Raw genomic sequence first — 20,394 nt, 5'->3', positions numbered from 1 at the left:
AAACAAAATGATAACTATTTATTTTTACTTAATTATTTAAATAAAACAGGGTTTTAATATCAACCTAATTCAGAATGTATTGATAATGAAAGTTATATTGATCAAAAAATGATTTTATGCTGGAATAAAAAACCACACAAAAACAAAACAGCAGATCAATACTCTGATTGTTAACTAATAAGTAAAATTTTTTAACTATTTTGTGATATCCCAAATCAGGTAATGCCATGTTGTCATCTCTTTATTATGCACTTATATGGCATTTCACACCCTGATTAGATGACTTATGGCAAGCAGTAAACGGAAAATAATATCCTGAAATGGATAGGTTTACTGTTGGCTATCGCATGGTATTTTTTATTGTTACAGGTCTATAGATATGAACAAAAAATCCGATCAACCGCAATTGTTACATAAACAGCAAAGTGTGGTGAAACGTGTAGCCTGGGTGAACATTATGGCTCAACTCACGTTCCCAATTGCTGGCGCATTCACCCCCGTGATCGTTGCGGCCAAAACGCCCTCAACTTTTCAAAATGAAAAATGGGTTTTACCAACAGAGCCTTATGTCCTGAAATCAGGGGAAACAGTCAAGAGCATCGCCAAACGTTATGATTTAACTGTCTCCGATTTAAAAAAAATCAATCAATTGCGTACCTTTGATAAGCCTTTTACCTCACTCGGAGTAGGTAGTGAGATTGATGTTCCAAAACCTCGTAACAATAAATTTCTGCCTTTTAACTATTCCTCATTAGAAATATCTTCATCAAAACAGCCTTTATTAAAACAATCTTCATTAAAGCTCTCCTCACTAGAGCAACCTTCATTCAACAAAACCGCGACAGAAGACAAGACGTCTATTACAGGCAATACAGCCCAAGATTCTAACCATCTGGCTGAGATCTCCTCTCGCATTGGTCAGTTGCTGGCCAGTGACGACATTAAGAATAATGCCGCAAGTCAATTAAGCAGTCTGGCAGTGGGAGAAGCCAATCAGAAAATTCAAAATTGGCTGGGGCGCTACGGCACAACTCGTGTACAACTCAATATGGATAGTCATGGCCATTTAAGTGACAGCCAATTTGATATGTTATTGCCGTTGTATGATACCCATCATCAGATGTTTTTTACCCAGTTCGGCCTGCGCCATATTGATAAACGCAATACCGCTAATATTGGCTTTGGACAACGCCATTTTTTTGATGACTGGATGCTGGGCTACAATGCTTTCTTTGACCACGATATCACCGGCGATAATAGCCGACTCGGCCTTGGCGCAGAATATGCCCGCAATTACCTGAAATTGGCGGCTAATGGCTATATTCGCTTAAGTAATTGGCAAGAGTCCCGCCTTCTGACTGATTATGATGAACGCCCTGCCAATGGCTTCGACCTGAAAGTACAAGGTTATTTGCCTTCGTTACCACAACTCGGTGGCGAGTTGATGTATGAGCAATACTTCGGGGATGAGGTCGGCCTTATCAGTAAAGATCACCGCAAGAAAGATCCTGCTGCCTTCACTTTCGGAGTTAATTATACACCTATCCCATTACTGACTTTCGGTATTGACCGCAAACAAGATATGTCTGGTGATGGGGAAACCCAGTTCAATATCGAACTGAGTTATGAAATTGGTACACCGTGGGCCAAACAGATTGATCCAGATGCCGTAACGTTTAAGCGTTCTTTGCAAGGCAGCCGCTATGATTTAGTCGATCGCAACAACCAGATCGTTTTGGAATACCGCAAACGTGAAGTGATTTCTCTGGCAATAGATAACCTGATTGTAGGCTATGCAAGAGATACCAAACCTCTCCATATCAGTGTCAATAGCAAATATGGGTTTAAAGATATTGAGTGGGATGCAGCAGACTTTTTTGCTAATGGCGGTAAGATCCAACATCAAGGTGGTACGCACTATCTGTTGACCTTGCCAAAATATCAAACCCAGGGCAACAATACCTACGCGATGGGAGCTATTGCTTACGATAAGCACGGTAATGCTTCCAAACGAGCCGAAATGAAAGTGCAAGTGCTTCATGCGGCAGTTAATGCGAATAAATCCACCTTCTCAGCAAAAGACAAAGAACTGTTGGCTGATGATCATTCCACCACCCTTCTGACATTAACCCTGAAAGATAAGGATGACAAACCTATCGTTGGCGTTGCCTCAGACATCAAATTGGTTTCAACTGGGTTAAGTGGAAGTGACAGCGATCCGAAGATCGATCAAATGAAAGAAGTCCGCCCGGGTGTCTATGAATCCCAGCTTACTGCTGGCAAAAAGATTGGGGTATTGAAAATCACCCCGGAAGTGGAGGGTATTACCATCAAGCCCGTCGAAATCACGTTCGTACATCCTGATGCCCCCATCGTCAAAAACTTAACCCTCGTTGGCAAGTTAGAAATGGGCCAGAAATTAAGGGCAACCTATACCTTTAATCCTAATCATGGTGATCCAACGGATAAATCGATCTATGTATGGGGCAATAAGGGCGATATTGACCTGACCAAAGGCCATACAGTAACAGAATCGGGCAAAATTCCTGACTATACATTGACACTGTCGGATGCCGGTAAGGTGAAAGAGATTGCCGTCCAGGCAAAAAATGCCATGAATCTGATCGGTAATACACAGCGCGTTGATACCAGCATGGGTGCCGATCAAGGGAACCACACTCACGATGGAGGAAAAGGCGGCACTGTCAGAGGGCTAGCCGATGACATGATGATCACGGTCAGTGCTGATAAAGTAAAAAAACAAGAACCGATCATACTGACAATCAAAACGCTAAATCACAAACAGCCAGCCCGAAATGTAGCCGTCAAAGTTAACGCTATGAAGGCGCTGAATCGCCAAAATGTCAGTCAGAAAATCACAGCCCTACTTAACGGAAAATCAGGTGTATATCAGGGGTTCACGGATGATCAAGGTATCTTGTCTATTGCCGTGACCGATCCGAACGGATCTGGCGTGAAAACGACGTTGTCTATCTCGGTGGACGGTACTGATGCCCCACAAACTAAGGATGTCATTTTTACTGTAGCTACCAGTCCAGATGTTCCCGTAGCCAATTTTTGGGGGCATATGTCTGATACCGTAGTGGCTGAGAATGGCGTTATCTTTAAGCGCCCTCGGTTGCAAGCAGAGCTAATAGCTAATCATTTAAAATCAAATAAGACTTATTCCGAAAGTGGTGAAATATGGCCTCGCCGTCGCGAAATAGGAGCTGCATGGTATTGTGAGGAAATAGACCGCAAGTTACCAACAAAAGAAGATTTGATAGCTCTGTACCGTGCCCATCCAAACAATGCCATGCATGACCAACTGGGTTGGCCAAAACATCGCTCCTACCGTTCAGCCACAGTAGGAAAAGACGAAAAAGGAAAAGATCAACATTACTCCGTGAATATAGACGAAGGATTTGAACATGTTATCAATGATGAAATCTTTGATTACGTCATCTGTAAGGAATAACGCTATTTGTCAGTCATTTTCATTGCTTAGTTAAACAATCCGCCCCTGTGGGGCGGATAATTCTTTCCCATTCCTGTCAATACATTATCCTGTTAACACCTCTTGACGATATTAAATTCCACCTTTGATAATAACGTCTTATACCAATCTAACTTCAAGATGCGTATAAATGCTTATTGTTATTAATTACAAAATGAAAAGATATGTACGAGTTTAACCTTGTGTTGTTATTACTCCAGCAGATGTGTGTCTATCTGGTAATCGCTTGGCTCCTGAGTAAAACTCCCCTGTTTATTCCCCTGTTGCAAGTGACCGTCCGTTTACCTCATAAGTTGATGTGTTACGTGATTTTCTCCATCTTTTGCATTATGGGAACGTATTTTGGGCTGCATGTTAACGATTCGATTGCCAATACCCGCGCAATTGGTGCTGTGCTGGGAGGTTTTCTCGGCGGGCCAACAGTAGGGGCGATGGTCGGATTCACTGGGGGCTTACACCGCTATTCTCTCGGCGGAATGACCGCATTTAGCTGTATGGTATCCACTATTGTAGAAGGCGTATTGGGCGGCCTTGTCCATATTTATCTGATGAAAAAAGGACAAATCAATAAATTATTGAACCCGTGGACAGCGGCCATTATTACTTTCCTTGCTGAATGTACCCAAATGGGCATTATCCTGCTACTTACCAATCCCTTCAGTGAGGCGCTGAGTTTGGTGAAAGATATCGCGGCCCCCATGATCATCGCCAATAGTATTGGTGCGGCCATGTTTATCCGCATTTTACTGGATAGACGCGCTATTTTTGAAAAATATACCAGTGCTTTTTCTGCCCAAGCGCTAAAAATTGCTGTCTGTACAGAGGGAATTTTACGTAAGGGGTTCAATGAAGATAACAGTATGCGCGTGGCAAAAGTCATTTATCAGGAGTTAGAAATCGGGGCTGTCGCAATTACGGATCGGGAAAAATTACTGGCATTTATTGGTATCGGTTCAGATCACCATCTGCCTGGTACGCCAATTGCTTCCAAACAGTCTCATCGTGCCATTGAGAATAATGAGGTTGTGTATGCCGATGGCAATGAAACACCTTATTGCTGTTCCCTTAACCCAACCTGCAAACTTGGCTCAGCGCTGGTGATCCCTTTACGGGGAGAAAACCAACAGGTCATTGGTACAATCAAACTCTACGAAGCCAAGAATCGCCTATTCAGTTCCATCAATCGCACATTAGGAGAGGGAATTGCCAGTCTGCTCTCAGCCCAAATTCTTGCCGGACAGTATGAACGGAATAAGCAATCTCTGTTGCAATCAGAAGTAAAGCTGCTTCACGCGCAAGTGAACCCTCACTTTTTATTTAATGCCTTAAATACGCTGCAAGCTGTTATCCGTCGGGATAGCCAACAGGCAGGCCAGCTGGTGCAATATCTTTCAACATTCTTCCGTAAGAATTTAAAGCGACCTAAAGATATTGCCACACTGGAAAATGAGATAGAGCATGTAAACGCTTACTTACAAATTGAGAAGGCCCGTTTCCGTGAACGCCTCCAAATTGCCATCGAAATACCTGAATCTCTGCGCGATGCGCACTTACCCGCTTTTTCCCTGCAACCAATGGTAGAAAATGCGATTAAACATGGCACATCACAGTTACTGGATACAGGAAAAATTACGATTAGAGCCTATCAAAAAGACCAATTGCTATTGGTAGCGATTGAAGATAATGCAGGACTATATTGCCCCAAAAAAGTGGGAGATGATGGCCTTGGGATGAGTTTGGTAGATAAACGTCTGCGGCTTCGTTATGGTAAACAGTATGGGGTAAGCGTTGAGTGTCGGCCAGAAGAATTTACCCGTGTCATTTTGTGTTTACCATTAGAAAAAAAACAGGCTAAAAAAGCGGCGTAAATATGAATATATTGATTGTTGATGATGAGCCATTGGCTCGTGAGAATCTACGTTGTTTGCTGGAAGAGGAAACTGATATTCAAATCATTGGAGAATGTGCCAACGCAGTAGAAGCGATTGGTGCTATCCATCGCCTGAAACCCGATGTTGTTTTCCTCGATATTCAAATGCCCCGCATTACCGGACTGGAAATGGTTGGTATGCTCGATCCAGAGCATCGCCCTTATATTGTTTTTCTGACTGCATTTGATGAATATGCGGTGCAAGCCTTTGAAGAACATGCTTTCGATTATTTATTAAAGCCGCTGGAAAAAGAGCGTCTGAGTAAGACACTGCAACGCCTGCGTTCTGGCTATCAAAAGCAAAATCTGACAGTTCTTCAACGTGAAGATGAACAGCTGAAATATATTCCCTGTACCGGACATAGCCGAATCTGGCTGATGCCATTGGATGATGTCCTGTATGTCACTTCCCGCCTGAGTGGTGTCTATGTCATGAGTGCTAACGGACAGGAAGGCTTTACCGAGTTGACCCTGCGGACACTGGAAACTCGCACTTCACTCACGCGCTGCCATCGCCAGTATTTAGTCAACATGACTCAATTACGGGAAATTGTTTTTGGCGAAAATGGGCAGGCAGAGCTGGTACTTAGCAATGATGAACGTATTCCTGTAAGTCGTCGCTATTTGAAACCGCTTAAAGAAGAGTTGGGGTTAACTTGACGCCGCTTAAGGTGGGATCGCGATCCCACTTATTTTATTACAGTTACGTTTTCGCTAAACCTAATGGGAGCATTAATGTGTATGGCTCTAGTGGTGATTGGACGAAGCCAAGACGTGTGTAGAACGATCGAGCGCTCTCATCAATTGCGTGGACGATTATGGCTGAAATGCCCACCTGTTCCGCTGTACTAGCAACACGCTTAAAAGCGTCCTGGAGGAGCAACGCCCCTAACTTATTTCCCTGATATTCTACATCGATAGCCAGACGTCCGAGGAGCACCACAGGGATTGGATTTGGCATATTGCGTTTAAGCGAGGGGGTAGATTCAATATGATTTATTGAGCCAGCACTTAGACAATAATAACCAATAACGTCTTTTGTGCCTTTCTTGCAAATGACAAATGTGCGGCTCGCGCCGAGCTTATTGTTTTTTAAAGCCCGACGTGAAAGCCATTCATTTAATGTTTCATGCTGGCAATAAAAATCATTGACATTATGTTCAGCCGTTAATATTTCAGGTGCGCTTATTCCCACGGTGCTTTATATCCCATGAGTTTTTTAAAACCGGCATTATCAGAAATCGGTTGCTCCAGCATCTGCATGAACGCATTATATTTTTCATCGTTGACGAAAAAGTGATGCTGATCGAGTATGGCCTCTTCGGCTGCACGGCAGGCAGCATCCAAGATGAAATCAGTGCGGGTCTTTGCGAGCAGATTTGCTGCATGGTCAATTAACTCCCGCTGAAAGGCTTTAGCCCTAATGTTAATCGGAATTTCTTTAGGTTGTGTTTTCATAAATCACCTGTATGGCAAATTTGTAGATAGACACTATAGCAAATGTATATCTATTAGATACACAAAATATTCACACTCACCCACAAGGTGGGACCGCGATCCTACTTATTGCATTGCCAAGAAAGAAGATTTAATAAAATTAGCAAGATAAATAGCAAAAGCCCTTTCTCCGTTAAGAGAAAGGGCTTTATTTAATTGATCATTACGATATCTTTAACGCAACGATGAATCAAGCAAATCAATGAAAGATTAGAGCTTATACATTACCACTGCTTTGACGGCGACGTGGCGCTTCATCGTTGCCGCGACCGCGGAAAGTACCACGCTCACCACCACCACGACGTTCGTTGTTAAAACGACGACCACCGTTATTACCGAAACCATCACGGTCACGACGTGGACCATTGCCACCATTACCGCCATTACCATTGCGGCCACCACGACGCTCACGGCGCTCAAAGGGTTGCGCGTCTCCCATCAACTGCATATTCATTGGTTTGTTCAGAATACGAGTACGGGTAAAGTGAGACAGCAACTCCCCTGGCATACCTTTTGGCAGCTCAATCGTAGAGTGGGTAGCAAACAGTTTGATATTACCGATATAACGGCTGCTGATATCGCCTTCATTTGCAATCGCACCCACAATATGGCGAACTTCAACACCATCATCACGGCCAACTTCAATGCGATACAGTTCCATATCACCCACGTCACGACGCTCACGACGAGGACGATCACCTCTGTCACGCTCACCTCTGTCACGCTCACCAAAGCCATTACTATTGCTATTGCGACGACGATCATCACGCTCGTTGAATTCACGGCGAGGGCGACGCACTGGATCAGGTGGCAGAATAAGTGGGCGCTCACCTTGTGCCATTTTCAGCAAGGCTGCTGCCAGTGTTTCCATATCCAGCTCATCACCAGTACCCAGCTTAGACAGCAAGGCACGGTATTGATCCAGATCGCTGCTTTCCAGTTGATTCTGAACATTAGCCGCAAATTTCTCCAGACGACGCTGGCTCAGAAGCTCTGCGTTTGGCAGTTCAACTTCTGGGATGGTCAGTTTCATGGTGCGTTCAACGTTACGCAGCAAACGACGTTCGCGGTTTTCAACAAACAACAGCGCACGACCCGCACGACCCGCACGACCAGTACGACCGATACGGTGTACATAAGATTCAGCATCCATTGGAATGTCGTAGTTAACCACCAGGCTAATACGATCAACATCCAAACCACGAGCAGCAACATCCGTCGCAATCAGAATGTCCAAACGGCCATCTTTCAAGCGCTCAAGTGTCTGTTCACGCAGAGCCTGGTTCATGTCACCATTCAGTGCCGCGGAGTTGTAGCCGTTACGCTCCAGCGTTTCTGCAACTTCCAACGTTGCATTCTTGGTACGCACGAAAATAATCGCAGCATCAAAATCTTCTGCTTCCAGGAAACGCACCAACGCTTCATTTTTGCGCATGCCGTAAACAGACCAGTAGCTCTGGCTAATGTCAGGACGGTTTGTCACACTGCTCTGAATGCGAACTTCCTGTGGATCATTCATGAAACGACGGGTAATACGGCGGATCGCTTCTGGCATTGTCGCAGAGAACAGCGCGGTTTGATGTTCAGCAGGGATCTGGCTCATGATGTTTTCAACATCTTCGATAAAGCCCATACGCAACATTTCGTCAGCTTCATCTAATACCAAACCTTTCAGGTTGGACAGATCCAATGTGCCACGCTTCAGATGGTCAAGCAAACGTCCTGGTGTACCCACCACAACTTGTGGCCCCTGACGCAAAGCACGTAACTGAACGTCATAACGCTGTCCACCGTAAAGTGCAACAACATTCACATTGCGCATATGTTTGGAAAAATCTGAACACGCTTCAGCAACCTGCACCGCCAGTTCACGGGTTGGCGCTAACACAAGAATTTGTGGCGCTTTAAGTTCAGCATCAATGTTATTCAATAAAGGCAAGCTGAAAGCCGCTGTCTTACCGCTGCCCGTCTGTGCCATACCCAGCACATCACGGCCACTCAGCAGGTGAGGAATACATTGTTGTTGGATAGGAGAAGGCTTCTCATAGCCCAAGTCTCCCAACGCAGAAAGGATAGGTGCCGATAAACCTAAATCAGCAAAAGAGATTTCAGTCTCAGTGGTCATGTAATGGTGCCTCATTGATCATGGCGGCCAGTCTACATAACACTGTGAAAAGAATTTCTGTCATTTTCATTTAAAATGTGAACTGGCTCAAATTATGTTATTAAACGAACAAACAAGCCCCCATCATCCAGAGATGTGGACTTTAAAATCTGTCGTGAAAATGTTCGTCAGCTATTGTTGGTTCGATTCCGATAAATCATCTTGTTTTTGGCCCAATAGTGCCAATTCCAACAATGCGTAGCGGTGCTCAACAAAGTTATGCACATTGTTAGCCACCGTCAGCTTGAATAACGCAGTTGCGCTATCCTCATCCCCCAGACTTAGGTAATGTTTACCTAAATAGAAGTCAGTTTCACTGAGATGCTCAGCGAGCGAAGTGTTATCTGTTGAACCCTGCTTTAAGCGTTCCATCAATGTTTTTTCACCGATTTTGCCTAAATAGAATTCAACAATATTCCAGCCCCATCTCCCTCGATTCGCTTTGTCAAAATGGTGCGACAAATTAGTCATTGCAGCCTTAGGATCAATTTTATCTTCCACAAGGTACAACCACAACGAACGGAAGGGATCATTTGGATCGTCTTGATAAAACGCCTGCAGATCATCCTGCGCCAATCGATAGCGGCCACCGTAATACAGTGAAATGCCGCGATTCATTCGCGCGTAGTTGTAAGTTGGATCAAGCTCTAAAACAGAATCAAACGCTTCATAGGCAGAATCAAAATTGCCTGCCTGCGTAAAATAAATTCCTAAATAATTAAAAATTTCAGGAATATCAGGACGGATAGACAAAGCCACTGAAAAATCATTCTGTGCCAATGCCCTCAGCCCGAGGCTATCATACAGCACACCTCGTTCATATAAAAGCTGTGCATATTCATCTTCCGTCAGTGACCGACTCGCAAGTATTTGCTCCATACGAGCCAGAATAACCTCTTGTTGCAATGTCGGTTGTAATGGAATAGCAATAACTTCATTTTTACGCCACCCAGTGCCGCTACATCCCACAAGGAGAAAAATAGCCGCAACATAACACCAGCGCAGAAAAGAATTCATTTCCCACTCCCGAAGCCAGACATCAATCAGAATGCCCTATTACTCCACCCACATTGTATATTTCAGGCTTCCTGCCCAAAATTCACTTCCTCTCATCTTTCGAACTATTACTAAGAACAATAATTCAAAATTTATTGAGATAAACGGCGCCCTTTTTACAGGACGCCGCTCTTTACGTCAAATTTATTCTACTGATGATGTCGGTGATTGCACTTCCGCATCAGTGGTAATCACAGCTTCTTTCATGCTCAGGCGGATACGTCCCTGACGGTCAATTTCCAGCACTTTCACCGGAACTTCTTGCCCGATTTGCAGATAATCAGTGACTTTCTCAACACGTTTTTCAGCGATCTGAGAAATGTGTACCAGCCCTTCTTTACCACCACCGATAGCAACAAATGCACCAAAATCAACAATGCGGGTCACTTTACCAGCATAAATACGGCCCACTTCAACTTCCGCAGTGATTTCTTCGATACGTCTGATAGCATGACGTGCTTTGTCACCGTCAGTCGCCGCAATCTTCACTGTGCCATCGTCTTCAATTTCAATGGTTGTTCCGGTTTCTTCCGTCAATGCTCGGATCACAGAACCCCCTTTACCAATCACATCTTTGATCTTGTCTGGATTGATCTTGATGGTGTGGATACGTGGTGCAAATTCAGAAATATCATTACGTGGGCTATGAATTGCCTGCTCCATCACACCCAGAATATGCAAGCGGGCACCTTTAGCCTGATTCAGCGCAATCTGCATGATTTCACGGGTGATACCTTCGATTTTGATGTCCATTTGCAATGCGCTGATACCATCACGGCTACCCGCAACTTTAAAGTCCATGTCACCCAGATGATCTTCGTCACCCAAAATGTCAGACAGAACAACAAAGTTTTCGCCTTCTTTCACCAACCCCATCGCGATACCCGCAACGGCTGCCTTAATCGGTACACCGGCATCCATCAACGCCAGTGATGCACCACAAACAGAAGCCATAGAGGAAGAACCGTTGGATTCAGTGATTTCAGATACTACGCGAACGGTATATGGGAATTCGTTGATATTTGGCATCACAGCCAATACGCCACGTTTCGCCAGACGACCGTGACCAATTTCACGACGTTTTGGTGAACCGACCATACCCGTTTCACCAACAGAGTACGGAGGGAAGTTATAGTGGAACAGGAAGCGATCGGTACGCTCACCCATCAGCTCATCGATAACTTGAGCATCACGCTCTGTGCCTAATGTTGCTGCTACTAGTGCCTGAGTTTCACCACGGGTAAACAGGGATGAACCATGAGTACGTGGCAGTACACCTGTGCGAACGTCAAGAGCACGGACCATATCTTTTTCACGGCCATCAATACGCGGTTCACCACGCAGAACACGGCTACGAACAACATTTTTCTCCAGAGTAGCGAGAACTTCAAGCACTTCGGTTTCTTCCAGTTCAACGCCTTTTTCTGCAAATTCTGCCAGGATAACCGCAGTGACTTCTTCTTTGATATTATCAACCTGAGCGTAACGTTCCTGCTTCTCAGTAATGCGATAAGCATCACCCAGACGACTTTCAGCCAGTTCTGCAATACGATTGTGCAGAGGTTGATTAACAGGCTCTGGCGCCCAATCCCATTTTTCTTTACCTGCTTCAGCAGCCAGCGCATTGATGTTATCAATCACAATCTGTTGCTGCTCGTGACCAAACACAACCGCACCCAACATTTGCTCTTCAGTCAGCAGTTCCGCTTCGGACTCTACCATCAGCACCGCGTTGTTTGTACCTGCAACGACCAGATCCAAACGGCTGTGTTTCAGTTCATCACTGGTTGGGTTCAGTACGTACTGATCGTTAATGTAACCCACGCGTGCAGCACCAATTGGGCCATTGAATGGGATACCAGACAATGCCAGTGCAGCAGAAGAACCGATCATGGCAACGATATCAGGGTTAACTTGTGGGTTAACAGAAACAACGGTCGCGATAATTTGAACTTCATTCAGGAAACCTTCTGGAAACAGAGGGCGTAGAGGGCGGTCGATAAGACGGGCAACTAATGTTTCACCTTCACCCGGACGGCCTTCGCGACGGAAAAAACTGCCTGGAATACGGCCAGCAGCGTAAGTACGCTCCTGATAGTTAACGGTCAGAGGGAAGAAATCCTGACCTGCTTTGACTTTCTTTTGACCGACAACGGTAACAAATACCGCTGTGTCATCCATATTTACCATAACAGCGGCTGTCGCCTGACGAGCCATCATGCCAGTTTCGATGGTCACTGTGTGCTGACCATACTGGAATTTACGAACAATCGGATTAAGCAAAATAATTTTCCTTTGTTAGTGTTGCTAATTTAAGAAACCAGCAACAATGGATTTTCTCTTCTTGCTACACCCTCACGACTAATGACAGTGCTCACTGCTTTGAGGACTCTCATTAGCCGCGCGAGTCACTGTAGCGGAAGAGGTTCAAATTTTAGAAACGGTGCAAAAACAGTGGATTAAATTTTCTGTTACCTATCAATTCCGTTTCCTAGAAGAAAAGGGGCCCGATTAGGCCCCTTTCCACTGAAACTCATCAATTAGCGACGCAGTCCCAGACGCTCAATCAGAGCAGTATAGCGTGCAACATCTTTACGCTTCAGGTAGTCCAGCTGCTTACGACGCTGTGCAACCTTTCTCAGCAGACCACGACGGCTGTGGTGATCTTTTTTGTGCTCTGCAAAGTGGCCTTGCAGGTGGTTGATGTCAGCAGTCAGCAATGCGATCTGAACTTCGCTGGAACCACTGTCGTTAGCGCCACGGCCAAATTCAGCAATAATTTGCGCTTTTGCAGCAGTACTTAGAGACATAGTATAACTCCAAATAAGTAATTTAAAATGACGAGTGCCGATCTCTAATTCAGCCACTCATGTACAGACGCGGTATTCTACGCTGCAAATAGATGAAGCGCAAGACAGCACAATCACCGTCATTCTGCGCCCCGACTCAATTTACCTGCTGTAATTCCTTGTCTATTGCTATCATTATTCCGTTTCAACAACCAGACGGCGTGGGGCCACGAGTCCATCATCATCGATCATGGCAATGCCGATGAATTTATTTTCATCTCCTTCGGTCACCCTCACCCATTCATCTGAAGCCAAATTATGTTTGCTGCGAACCGGCTGGCCTTGTTTGAAATACGACGCAACGACAGATGTTAAGTGAATGACAGGAAAATGAACCACGGCGGTATCCATGGGTAACAATAATGGATCAAGCAATTCCCACGCTTCGATTTCTTGATCTTCAGCCTGTTGTTTTAACTCATATAACTGTTCCAACGTTACCATTCTTTGATTGGGATAGTTGGCAACCTGCAAACGACGCAGATAAATGACATGCGCGCCACAGCCCAAAAGCTCCCCTAAATCATCAATGATGGTACGAATATAAGTTCCCTTGGAACAGTGTATTTCCAATTCCAATTCATTCCCTTCCCAGCGAATGAATTGCAATTCATAAACAGTGATAGGACGCGCTTCCCGCTCTACTTCAATTCCCTGACGGGCATATTCGTATAGCGGTTTTCCCTGATGTTTCAATGCAGAGTACATGGAAGGAACCTGCATGGTATCACCACGGAATTGCTCCAATGCAGCATTAAGCTGAGATTCGGTGATTTTTACGTCACGCTCACTGATGATTGTTCCATGTGAATCCGACGTATCCGTGCGCTGCCCTAAACGGGCAATCACACGATAACGTTTGTCAGAATCCAGCAAGAATTGGGAAAACTTAGTCGCTTCCCCCAGACAAATCGGCAACATGCCTGTCGCTAATGGATCCAACGCACCAGTATGGCCCGCTTTGCTGGCATTGAAAATACGTCTGACTTTCTGTAACGCATCATTGGAGGAAATATCCTGCGGCTTATCCAGCAACAGTACACCGTGTATAGCACGGCCTCTACGACGGCGCCCCATCATTTTTCCTCATTGTGATCCGCAGATGCGCGACGCTTCTCATCGTTTTTAACGACGTTACTAACCAAATTCGACATCCGCATCCCTTCCACCAAAGAACTGTCATAAGAGAATGTCAGTTCAGGAATGATACGCAGGCGCATCGCTTTACCCAGCAGGGAACGAATAAAACCAGAGGCTTCGTTCAATGCCTTGATACCTTCTTTAACCATCTCGGAATCATGCCCATCCACCAGCACATTCAGAAAGGTAACAAATACTTTGGCATAAGCCAGATCGCGAGAAACCTCAACACCAGAGACTGTCGCCATTCCAATACGGGGATCTTTGATTTCACGCTGTAAAATGATGGCAATTTCTTTTTGCATTTCCTGTGCAACGCGCTGAGTACGACTAAATTCTCTTGCCATTGTTATATCTCCTGACATTTTGGGGGGCATGAAGCCCCCCAAGAATGGAATGAATCTATTAATAAATAATGGTATTAATCGATGGAGCGTTTAATTTCAATCACTTCAAAGACTTCAATCATGTCACCAACGCGAACATCATTGTAGTTCTTCACACCGATACCACATTCCATACCATTACGGACTTCGTTAACGTCATCCTTAAAGCGACGTAAGGATTCCAACTCACCTTCGTAAATAACAACGTTATCACGCAGTACGCGGATCGGATTATTACGCTTGATGGAACCTTCTGTCACCATACAACCCGCAATCGCACCAAATTTCGGTGACTTAAATACATCACGGACTTCGGCAAGACCCATGATCTGCTGTTTGTATTCTGGTGCCAGCATACCGCTCATCGCCTGTTTGATCTCATCAATCAGGTTATAGATAACGGAATAGTAACGCAGATCCAGGTTTTCGTTTTCAATGATGCGGCGTGCAGAAGCATCAGCACGAACGTTAAAGCCCAGAATAATTGCTTCAGATGCCGCTGCCAGTGTCGCATCAGTTTCAGTGATACCACCCACACCAGAACCGATGATTTTCACTTTAACTTCATCAGTAGACAATTTCAGCAGTGAATCACTGATTGCTTCACATGTACCTTGAACATCCGTTTTCAGAACAATGTTCAGTTCAGATACCTTGCCTTCTTCTAAGTTAGCGAAGATGTTTTCCAGCTTAGCTTTATGCTGACGAGCTATTTTCACTTCGCGGAATTTACCCTGACGATACAAGGCCACCTCACGCGCTTTTTTCTCATCACGAACAACAGTTGCTTCATCACCCGCAGATGGCACATTGGACAGCCCCAAAATTTCCACTGGGATAGATGGGCCAGCCGAGGTCACTTCACGGCCAAGCTCGTTGCGCATCGCACGGATACGGCCATACTCGAAGCCACACAGAACGATATCGCCTTTGTTCAGCGTACCAGATTGAACCAGAATGGTTGCAACTGGGCCGCGGCCTTTATCCAGGAAGGATTCAATGACCACACCATTCGCCATACCAGTGCGTACCGCTTTCAGTTCAAGCACTTCAGATTGAAGCAAAATGGCTTCCAACAACTCATCGATACCAATACCAGCTTTAGCAGATACATTGATGAACTGGTTTTCACCGCCCCACTCTTCTGAAATGATGCCGTATTGCGACAATTCATTCTTCACGCGATCCGGATCAGCTTCTGGTTTATCAATCTTGTTCACAGCAACAACAACAGGTACGTTGGCCGCTTTAGCATGCTGGATAGCTTCTACGGTCTGTGGCATCACACCATCATCCGCTGCGACAACCAGAACAACGATATCTGTTGCTTTTGCACCACGTGCACGCATGGAGGTAAACGCAGCATGGCCTGGGGTATCCAGGAAAGTGATCATGCCTTTTTCAGTTTTCACATGATACGCACCAATGTGCTGGGTAATACCACCTGCCTCACCAGACGCCACTTTAGTGGAACGGATATAGTCCAACAGAGAAGTTTTACCGTGGTCAACGTGTCCCATGATGGTCACAACTGGCGCACGAGGTTCCGCCTGTGTCTCACCCGTATCACGATCGCTCATCAGCGCTTCTTCCAGTTCGTTTTCACGACGCAGGATAACTTTGTGCCCCATTTCTTCGGCAACCAGTTGCGCGGTTTCTTGGTCGATCACTTGGTTGATGGTGACCATTGCGCCCATGTTCATCATGGTCTTAATGACCTGAGCACCTTTAACGGCCATTTTGTTAGCCAGTTCGGCAACAGTAATTGTCTCACCAATCACAACGTCGCGGTTAACCGCAGCAACAGGTTTCGTGAAACTCTGTTGTAAAGCACTAGGCTTACGTTGCTTACCTTTGGTACGACCCACAGCACGAGCTTCTTCGCGATCAGCTTTCGATTCAGAATGTTTATTATTCTTCTTCTGGCGGGATTTACCGCCGCGGGAGCGGGAACGACGATCGCCTTCTACTTTGGCGTCATTTTCATCTTCCGCATCACGGGCATAGCGGGAAGTGGTTATGTGGTAGTCACTATTGTCACTGTTATCAGAGTCATAAGACCATTTGTCTTGGTTTTCCTCTGCCATTCGACGCGCTTCTTCTGCAACACGTTTCGCTTCCTCTTCCACCTTACGGCGCATTTCTTCTTCAGCTTTACGTTTTAAAGTTGCAGCTTCAGCCTCACGACGCGCTTTTTCATTTAGCGCGGCAGAATGATTCTGAACTGATTTTTGATTGTTTTCGGTATGTTGCTTAGTCACTTTTTCTTTTTCCGCCGCCTCACGCTGAGACAGTTTAGCCTCTTCACGTTTGGCTTTTTCTTCTGCTTCACGTCGAGCGCTCTCTTCCGCTTCACGTTTTGCCTTTTCTTCAGCTTCACGTTTAGCTTGCTCTTCCGCGAGTTTTTTCGCTTCAGCTTCAAGCCGCGCCTTCTCTTCTGCCTCGCGCCGAGCCTGCTCTTCCGCTTCACGCTTTGCCTGCTCTTCCGCTTTAGCCTGTTCAATGGCATCGCGGTTTACATATGTGCGTTTTTTGCGGACTTCAATCGCTACCGATTTACTTTTGCCACCGGTGCCAGGAACGTTCAGTGTACTGCGCGTTTTACGCTGTAGTGTCAATTTACCTGGCTGACCGCCAGAACCGCCTTGTTCGCGGTTCAGGTGGGCCAGCAAAGCTTCTTTTTCTTTCTGGGAAACAGAGTCAGTTGCGGTTTTCTGAATGCCAGCATCAGCAAATTGCTGGATTAGACGTTCCACCGATGTCTGGATCTCTTCTGCCAGTATTTTTACGGTTACCTCTGTCATTCTGTTCCTTCCTGCTACAGTTTATTTATGCATCATCGCCAAACCAACAGATATTTCGGGCCGCCATAATGAGTTCTCCTGCTTTCTCATCATTCAGTCCTTCGATATCAGATAAGTCGTCGATACCCTGCTCGGCAAGATCTTCCAGAGTGCAGATGCCACGGGCAGCCAGGTTAAACGCCAAAGTACGCTCCATGCCAGGCAGATTCAATAGATCTTCGGCAGGTTGCTGATCACCAAGACTCTCTTTCTGAGCCAGTTCCAGCGTCGTCAAGGCCGCTTTAGCACGTTCACGAAGAACTTCAACGGATCCTTCATCAAGGCCCTCTACTGCCAGAAGTTCATTGATTGGCACATAAGCCAGTTCTTCCAGCGTAGAGAAACCTTCCTCGACCAATACAGTGGCGAAATCTTCATCAATGTCGAGATGCTTAGTGAATGTATCAATAGAAGCGTGTGCTTCTGCCTGATGTTTTGCTTGTAGCTCTTCCGCAGTCATGACATTGAGTTCCCATTTGTCATCACCACGATGTTTTTTCAACAGTTGTGCCGCCAGACGAACGTTCTGACCATTACGTCCAATCGCCTGAGCAAGATTACTGTTTTCTACGGCAACATCCATAGTACAGCTGTCTTCGTCAACCACAATAGATGCAACATCTGCCGGAGCCATTGCATTAATGACAAACTGCGCAGGGTTATCGTCCCACAACACAATGTCAATTCTTTCACCGCCCAATTCGCTGGAAACGGCTTGTACCCTCGCACCACGCATACCAACACAGGCGCCAACAGGATCAATACGCTTGTCGTTGGTTTTCACTGCGATCTTTGCACGGGAACCCGGATCACGAGCAGCCGCTTTAATCTCAATGATCTCTTCACCAATCTCAGGCACTTCGATGCGGAACAACTCAACCAACATCTCAGGACGAGAACGAGTAATGAAAAGCTGTGCCCCACGCGCTTCAGGACGAACATCATACAGAACACCACGCACGCGGTCACCTGGGCGGAAGTTTTCCCGTGGCAACATATCTTCACGTAAAATGACCGCTTCAGCATTATTACCTAAATCCAAGGTAATATTTTCGCGGTTCACTTTTTTGACCTGACCGGTCACGATTTCGCCTTGCTGCTCACGGAATTGATCAACAACCATCGCACGCTCAGCTTCACGTACTTTCTGTACGATAACCTGTTTTGCCGTTTGAGTCGTAATGCGGTCAAAGGTCACTGATTCAATTTGATCTTCAATATAACCACCCAGTTCAATCTCTGGGTTGTCAAATTTTGCCGCTTCCAGGGTAATTTCGCGCGTTGGCTGAGTCACTTCGTCAACAACTAACCAGCGACGGAAGGTATCAAAATCACCTGATTTACGATCAATACAAACGCGGACGTCGATTTCCTGCTCATACTTTTTCTTGGTGGCTGTCGCCAGTGCAATCTCTAATGCTTCGAAGATTTTTTCGCGAGGGAGTGATTTTTCATTAGAAACCGCTTCCACAACAGCCAGAATTTCTTTATTCATCCTAGTTGCCTCATCCGAACTTTAAAAGTGGGGTACCAGGTTCGCTTTCTGGATGTTGCTCAGTGCGAACACTTCGTCTTTTCCATCCACCGTAACCGTAATCATTTCACCATCAACTGACTTGATGATACCTTGCCATTTGCGACGGTTCTGCATTGCCATGCGTAAAACCAAACTGACATCTTCACCAATAAAGCGCTGGTAATGTTCAGCCTTAAACAGTGGACGTTCAAGCCCTGGTGAAGATATTTCCAGGTTATAAAGCCCTGGAATAGGATCTTCAACATCAAGCACTGCACTGACCTGGTGGCTAACATCAGCACAATTATCAACAGTGATACCCTCCTCACTATCGATATAGACCCGCAGCGTTGATACGCGAGCGCGAATAAACTCCAGGCCAACTAATTCAAAACCCAAAGCTTCAACTGGTGCTGAAATTATCTCTGTTAATTTTTGCTCTAATGTGGACAAGCCCACCCCCAAGACATAAAAAAAGGGCTATATTAGCCCAGTAGTTCTGCTGTCAAATAACAAAAAACCCCGATACTCGGGGCTTTATGCAACTGGACCCTATTTACTGCCAGCGGTCTCAACCTACTTCTTTTCTATACCTTTCAAAGCAACCTGTCAAATCAGGGATCGATATCTCAATAGTTGCTGAATTATTTCTGTTGAAAAGATACAGGTTGTTAAGAAGTGGTTGCGGGAGCCGGATTTGAACCGACGACCTTCGGGTTATGAGCCCGACGAGCTACCATGCTGCTCCATCCCGCGTTCGAAAACGTGGCAAATCTTACGCTGATAATACTAAAAACGCAAGTTTCTAGATTAATGGTGCCGAGGACGGGACTTGAACCCGTACGCCCGTTGTTTAGGCACTACCACCTCAAGGTAGCGTGTATACCAATTTCACCACCTCGGCACTGATTTTATAGGCTTGTTATTTTAATGGTTATCTAAACTCATTATTAAAACCAACAACCCTATTTCAATTCTGTTACTGAATGTTACTGTGGGATATCACTATTTGGTTTTGCTGGCGTTACCGGAACTTCTGCCTGTTTTTCAACTTTCACAGGATCAGCAAGGTTATCCCATTTGCTGCCAGAACTCGTTTTGTTACTGGTCATATTACCGAGAATCAGACTGATAACAATGAACAACGTAGCAAAAACTGCCGTCATGCGGGTCATAAAATTACCGGAACCCGATGAACCAAATAGCGTGTTAGATGCACCCGCGCCGAAAGAAGCACCCATATCAGCACCTTTACCCTGCTGTAGCAGAACCAGAGCGATTAGCCCGATACCAACCAGCAAGAATATACCTAAAAGAGCTTCATACATATGTTGTACCCGTTTCCTCGTGGTATTTACCACAATTTCATAGCGACCTTACGTTGCATCACCCGCTCACAAAATTAGAAAAATTAACTTATTGAGCGGGTGTGAATACTAACCAAAGCGTATCAGACACGCAAGATTAATTTTAAATCCTGGCGCTGTTCGAGTAAA

The 20,394-nt window shown here is 45.4% G+C and carries 16 protein-coding genes and 2 tRNA genes; 3 read left to right on the top strand and 15 right to left on the bottom strand.

Annotated elements, in window-relative coordinates; genetic code table 11:
* Positions 1–379 precede the first annotated feature (379 nt).
* The 3 genes from IQ211_RS08135 to btsR all read left to right on the top strand — a co-directional run bounded on the left by IQ211_RS08135 (position 380) and on the right by btsR (position 6,107).
* Positions 380–3,478, top strand: coding sequence for an inverse autotransporter beta domain-containing protein (locus IQ211_RS08135; protein ID WP_189758690.1), 3,099 nt, complete (start codon positions 380–382; stop codon positions 3,476–3,478).
* 203 nt (positions 3,479–3,681) lie between these two features.
* On the top strand, positions 3,682–5,385 hold the full coding sequence (locus IQ211_RS08130; protein WP_189758689.1) for a sensor histidine kinase: 1,704 nt from the start codon (positions 3,682–3,684) through the stop codon (positions 5,383–5,385).
* Between the two features lie 2 nt (positions 5,386–5,387).
* Positions 5,388–6,107 carry a two-component system response regulator BtsR gene (gene btsR / locus IQ211_RS08125; protein WP_189758688.1) on the top strand — a complete coding sequence of 240 codons (720 nt, stop codon included), beginning with the start codon at positions 5,388–5,390 and terminating at the stop codon, positions 6,105–6,107.
* Positions 6,108–6,150: 43 nt separating this feature from the next.
* On the opposite strand, the gene IQ211_RS08120 is transcribed toward btsR, so the two are convergent.
* From IQ211_RS08120 to secG, 15 genes are all read right to left on the bottom strand, one after another.
* Complete coding sequence (locus IQ211_RS08120; RefSeq protein WP_189758687.1) at positions 6,151–6,642, bottom strand: GNAT family N-acetyltransferase; 492 nt, start codon at positions 6,640–6,642, stop codon at positions 6,151–6,153.
* Positions 6,633–6,905, bottom strand: coding sequence for a type II toxin-antitoxin system TacA family antitoxin (locus IQ211_RS08115; protein WP_189758686.1), 273 nt, complete (start codon positions 6,903–6,905; stop codon positions 6,633–6,635). The genes IQ211_RS08120 and IQ211_RS08115 overlap by 10 nt, the downstream gene beginning before the upstream one ends.
* A 256-nt stretch (positions 6,906–7,161) precedes the next feature.
* Entirely contained in the window at positions 7,162–9,069 is a 1,908-nt protein-coding gene (locus IQ211_RS08110) for a DEAD/DEAH family ATP-dependent RNA helicase (RefSeq protein ID WP_189758685.1), read from the bottom strand.
* Entirely contained in the window at positions 9,059–9,133 is a 75-nt protein-coding gene (locus tag IQ211_RS20090) for a hypothetical protein (protein ID WP_223281609.1), read from the bottom strand. Before IQ211_RS20090 ends, IQ211_RS08110 begins: the two co-directional genes overlap by 11 nt.
* Before the next feature lie 107 nt (positions 9,134–9,240).
* Entirely contained in the window at positions 9,241–10,125 is an 885-nt protein-coding gene (gene nlpI, locus IQ211_RS08100; RefSeq protein ID WP_189758684.1) for a lipoprotein NlpI, read from the bottom strand.
* Between the two features lie 183 nt (positions 10,126–10,308).
* Positions 10,309–12,447 (bottom strand): polyribonucleotide nucleotidyltransferase, encoded by a 2,139-nt coding sequence (gene pnp, locus IQ211_RS08095; protein ID WP_189758683.1) that lies wholly within the window; start codon positions 12,445–12,447, stop codon positions 10,309–10,311.
* 257 nt (positions 12,448–12,704) lie between these two features.
* Positions 12,705–12,974 carry a 30S ribosomal protein S15 gene (gene rpsO, locus IQ211_RS08090; protein WP_189758682.1) on the bottom strand — a complete coding sequence of 90 codons (270 nt, stop codon included), beginning with the start codon at positions 12,972–12,974 and terminating at the stop codon, positions 12,705–12,707.
* Between the two features lie 174 nt (positions 12,975–13,148).
* Positions 13,149–14,090: a tRNA pseudouridine(55) synthase TruB gene (gene truB, locus IQ211_RS08085; protein ID WP_189758692.1), complete on the bottom strand. Its 942-nt coding sequence runs from the start codon at positions 14,088–14,090 to the stop codon at positions 13,149–13,151.
* The gene (gene rbfA / locus IQ211_RS08080; RefSeq protein WP_189758681.1) at positions 14,090–14,500 is read right to left on the bottom strand and encodes a 30S ribosome-binding factor RbfA; all 411 of its coding nucleotides are present in this window, start codon (positions 14,498–14,500) and stop codon (positions 14,090–14,092) included. Before rbfA ends, truB begins: the two co-directional genes overlap by 1 nt.
* A gap of 74 nt (positions 14,501–14,574) precedes the next feature.
* On the bottom strand, positions 14,575–17,343 hold the full coding sequence (gene infB, locus IQ211_RS08075; RefSeq protein ID WP_189758680.1) for a translation initiation factor IF-2: 2,769 nt from the start codon (positions 17,341–17,343) through the stop codon (positions 14,575–14,577).
* Between the two features lie 25 nt (positions 17,344–17,368).
* On the bottom strand, positions 17,369–18,877 hold the full coding sequence (gene nusA / locus IQ211_RS08070; protein ID WP_189758679.1) for a transcription termination factor NusA: 1,509 nt from the start codon (positions 18,875–18,877) through the stop codon (positions 17,369–17,371).
* A 21-nt stretch (positions 18,878–18,898) separates the two neighbouring features.
* The gene (gene rimP / locus IQ211_RS08065) at positions 18,899–19,351 is read right to left on the bottom strand and encodes a ribosome maturation factor RimP (protein WP_189758678.1); all 453 of its coding nucleotides are present in this window, start codon (positions 19,349–19,351) and stop codon (positions 18,899–18,901) included.
* 226 nt (positions 19,352–19,577) lie between these two features.
* Positions 19,578–19,654: transfer RNA gene (locus tag IQ211_RS08060), tRNA-Met, on the bottom strand.
* Positions 19,655–19,712: 58 nt separating this feature from the next.
* Positions 19,713–19,802, bottom strand: a tRNA-Leu gene (locus IQ211_RS08055).
* Between the two features lie 85 nt (positions 19,803–19,887).
* The gene (gene secG, locus IQ211_RS08050) at positions 19,888–20,226 is read right to left on the bottom strand and encodes a preprotein translocase subunit SecG (protein ID WP_189758677.1); all 339 of its coding nucleotides are present in this window, start codon (positions 20,224–20,226) and stop codon (positions 19,888–19,890) included.
* Positions 20,227–20,394: the final 168 nt, after the last annotated feature.

The organism is Xenorhabdus griffiniae, assembly GCF_015163655.1.
In the GTDB taxonomy this organism is placed as follows: Bacteria; Pseudomonadota; Gammaproteobacteria; order Enterobacterales; family Enterobacteriaceae; genus Xenorhabdus; species Xenorhabdus griffiniae.
This window is presented reverse-complemented; position numbering and strand designations above follow the sequence as displayed.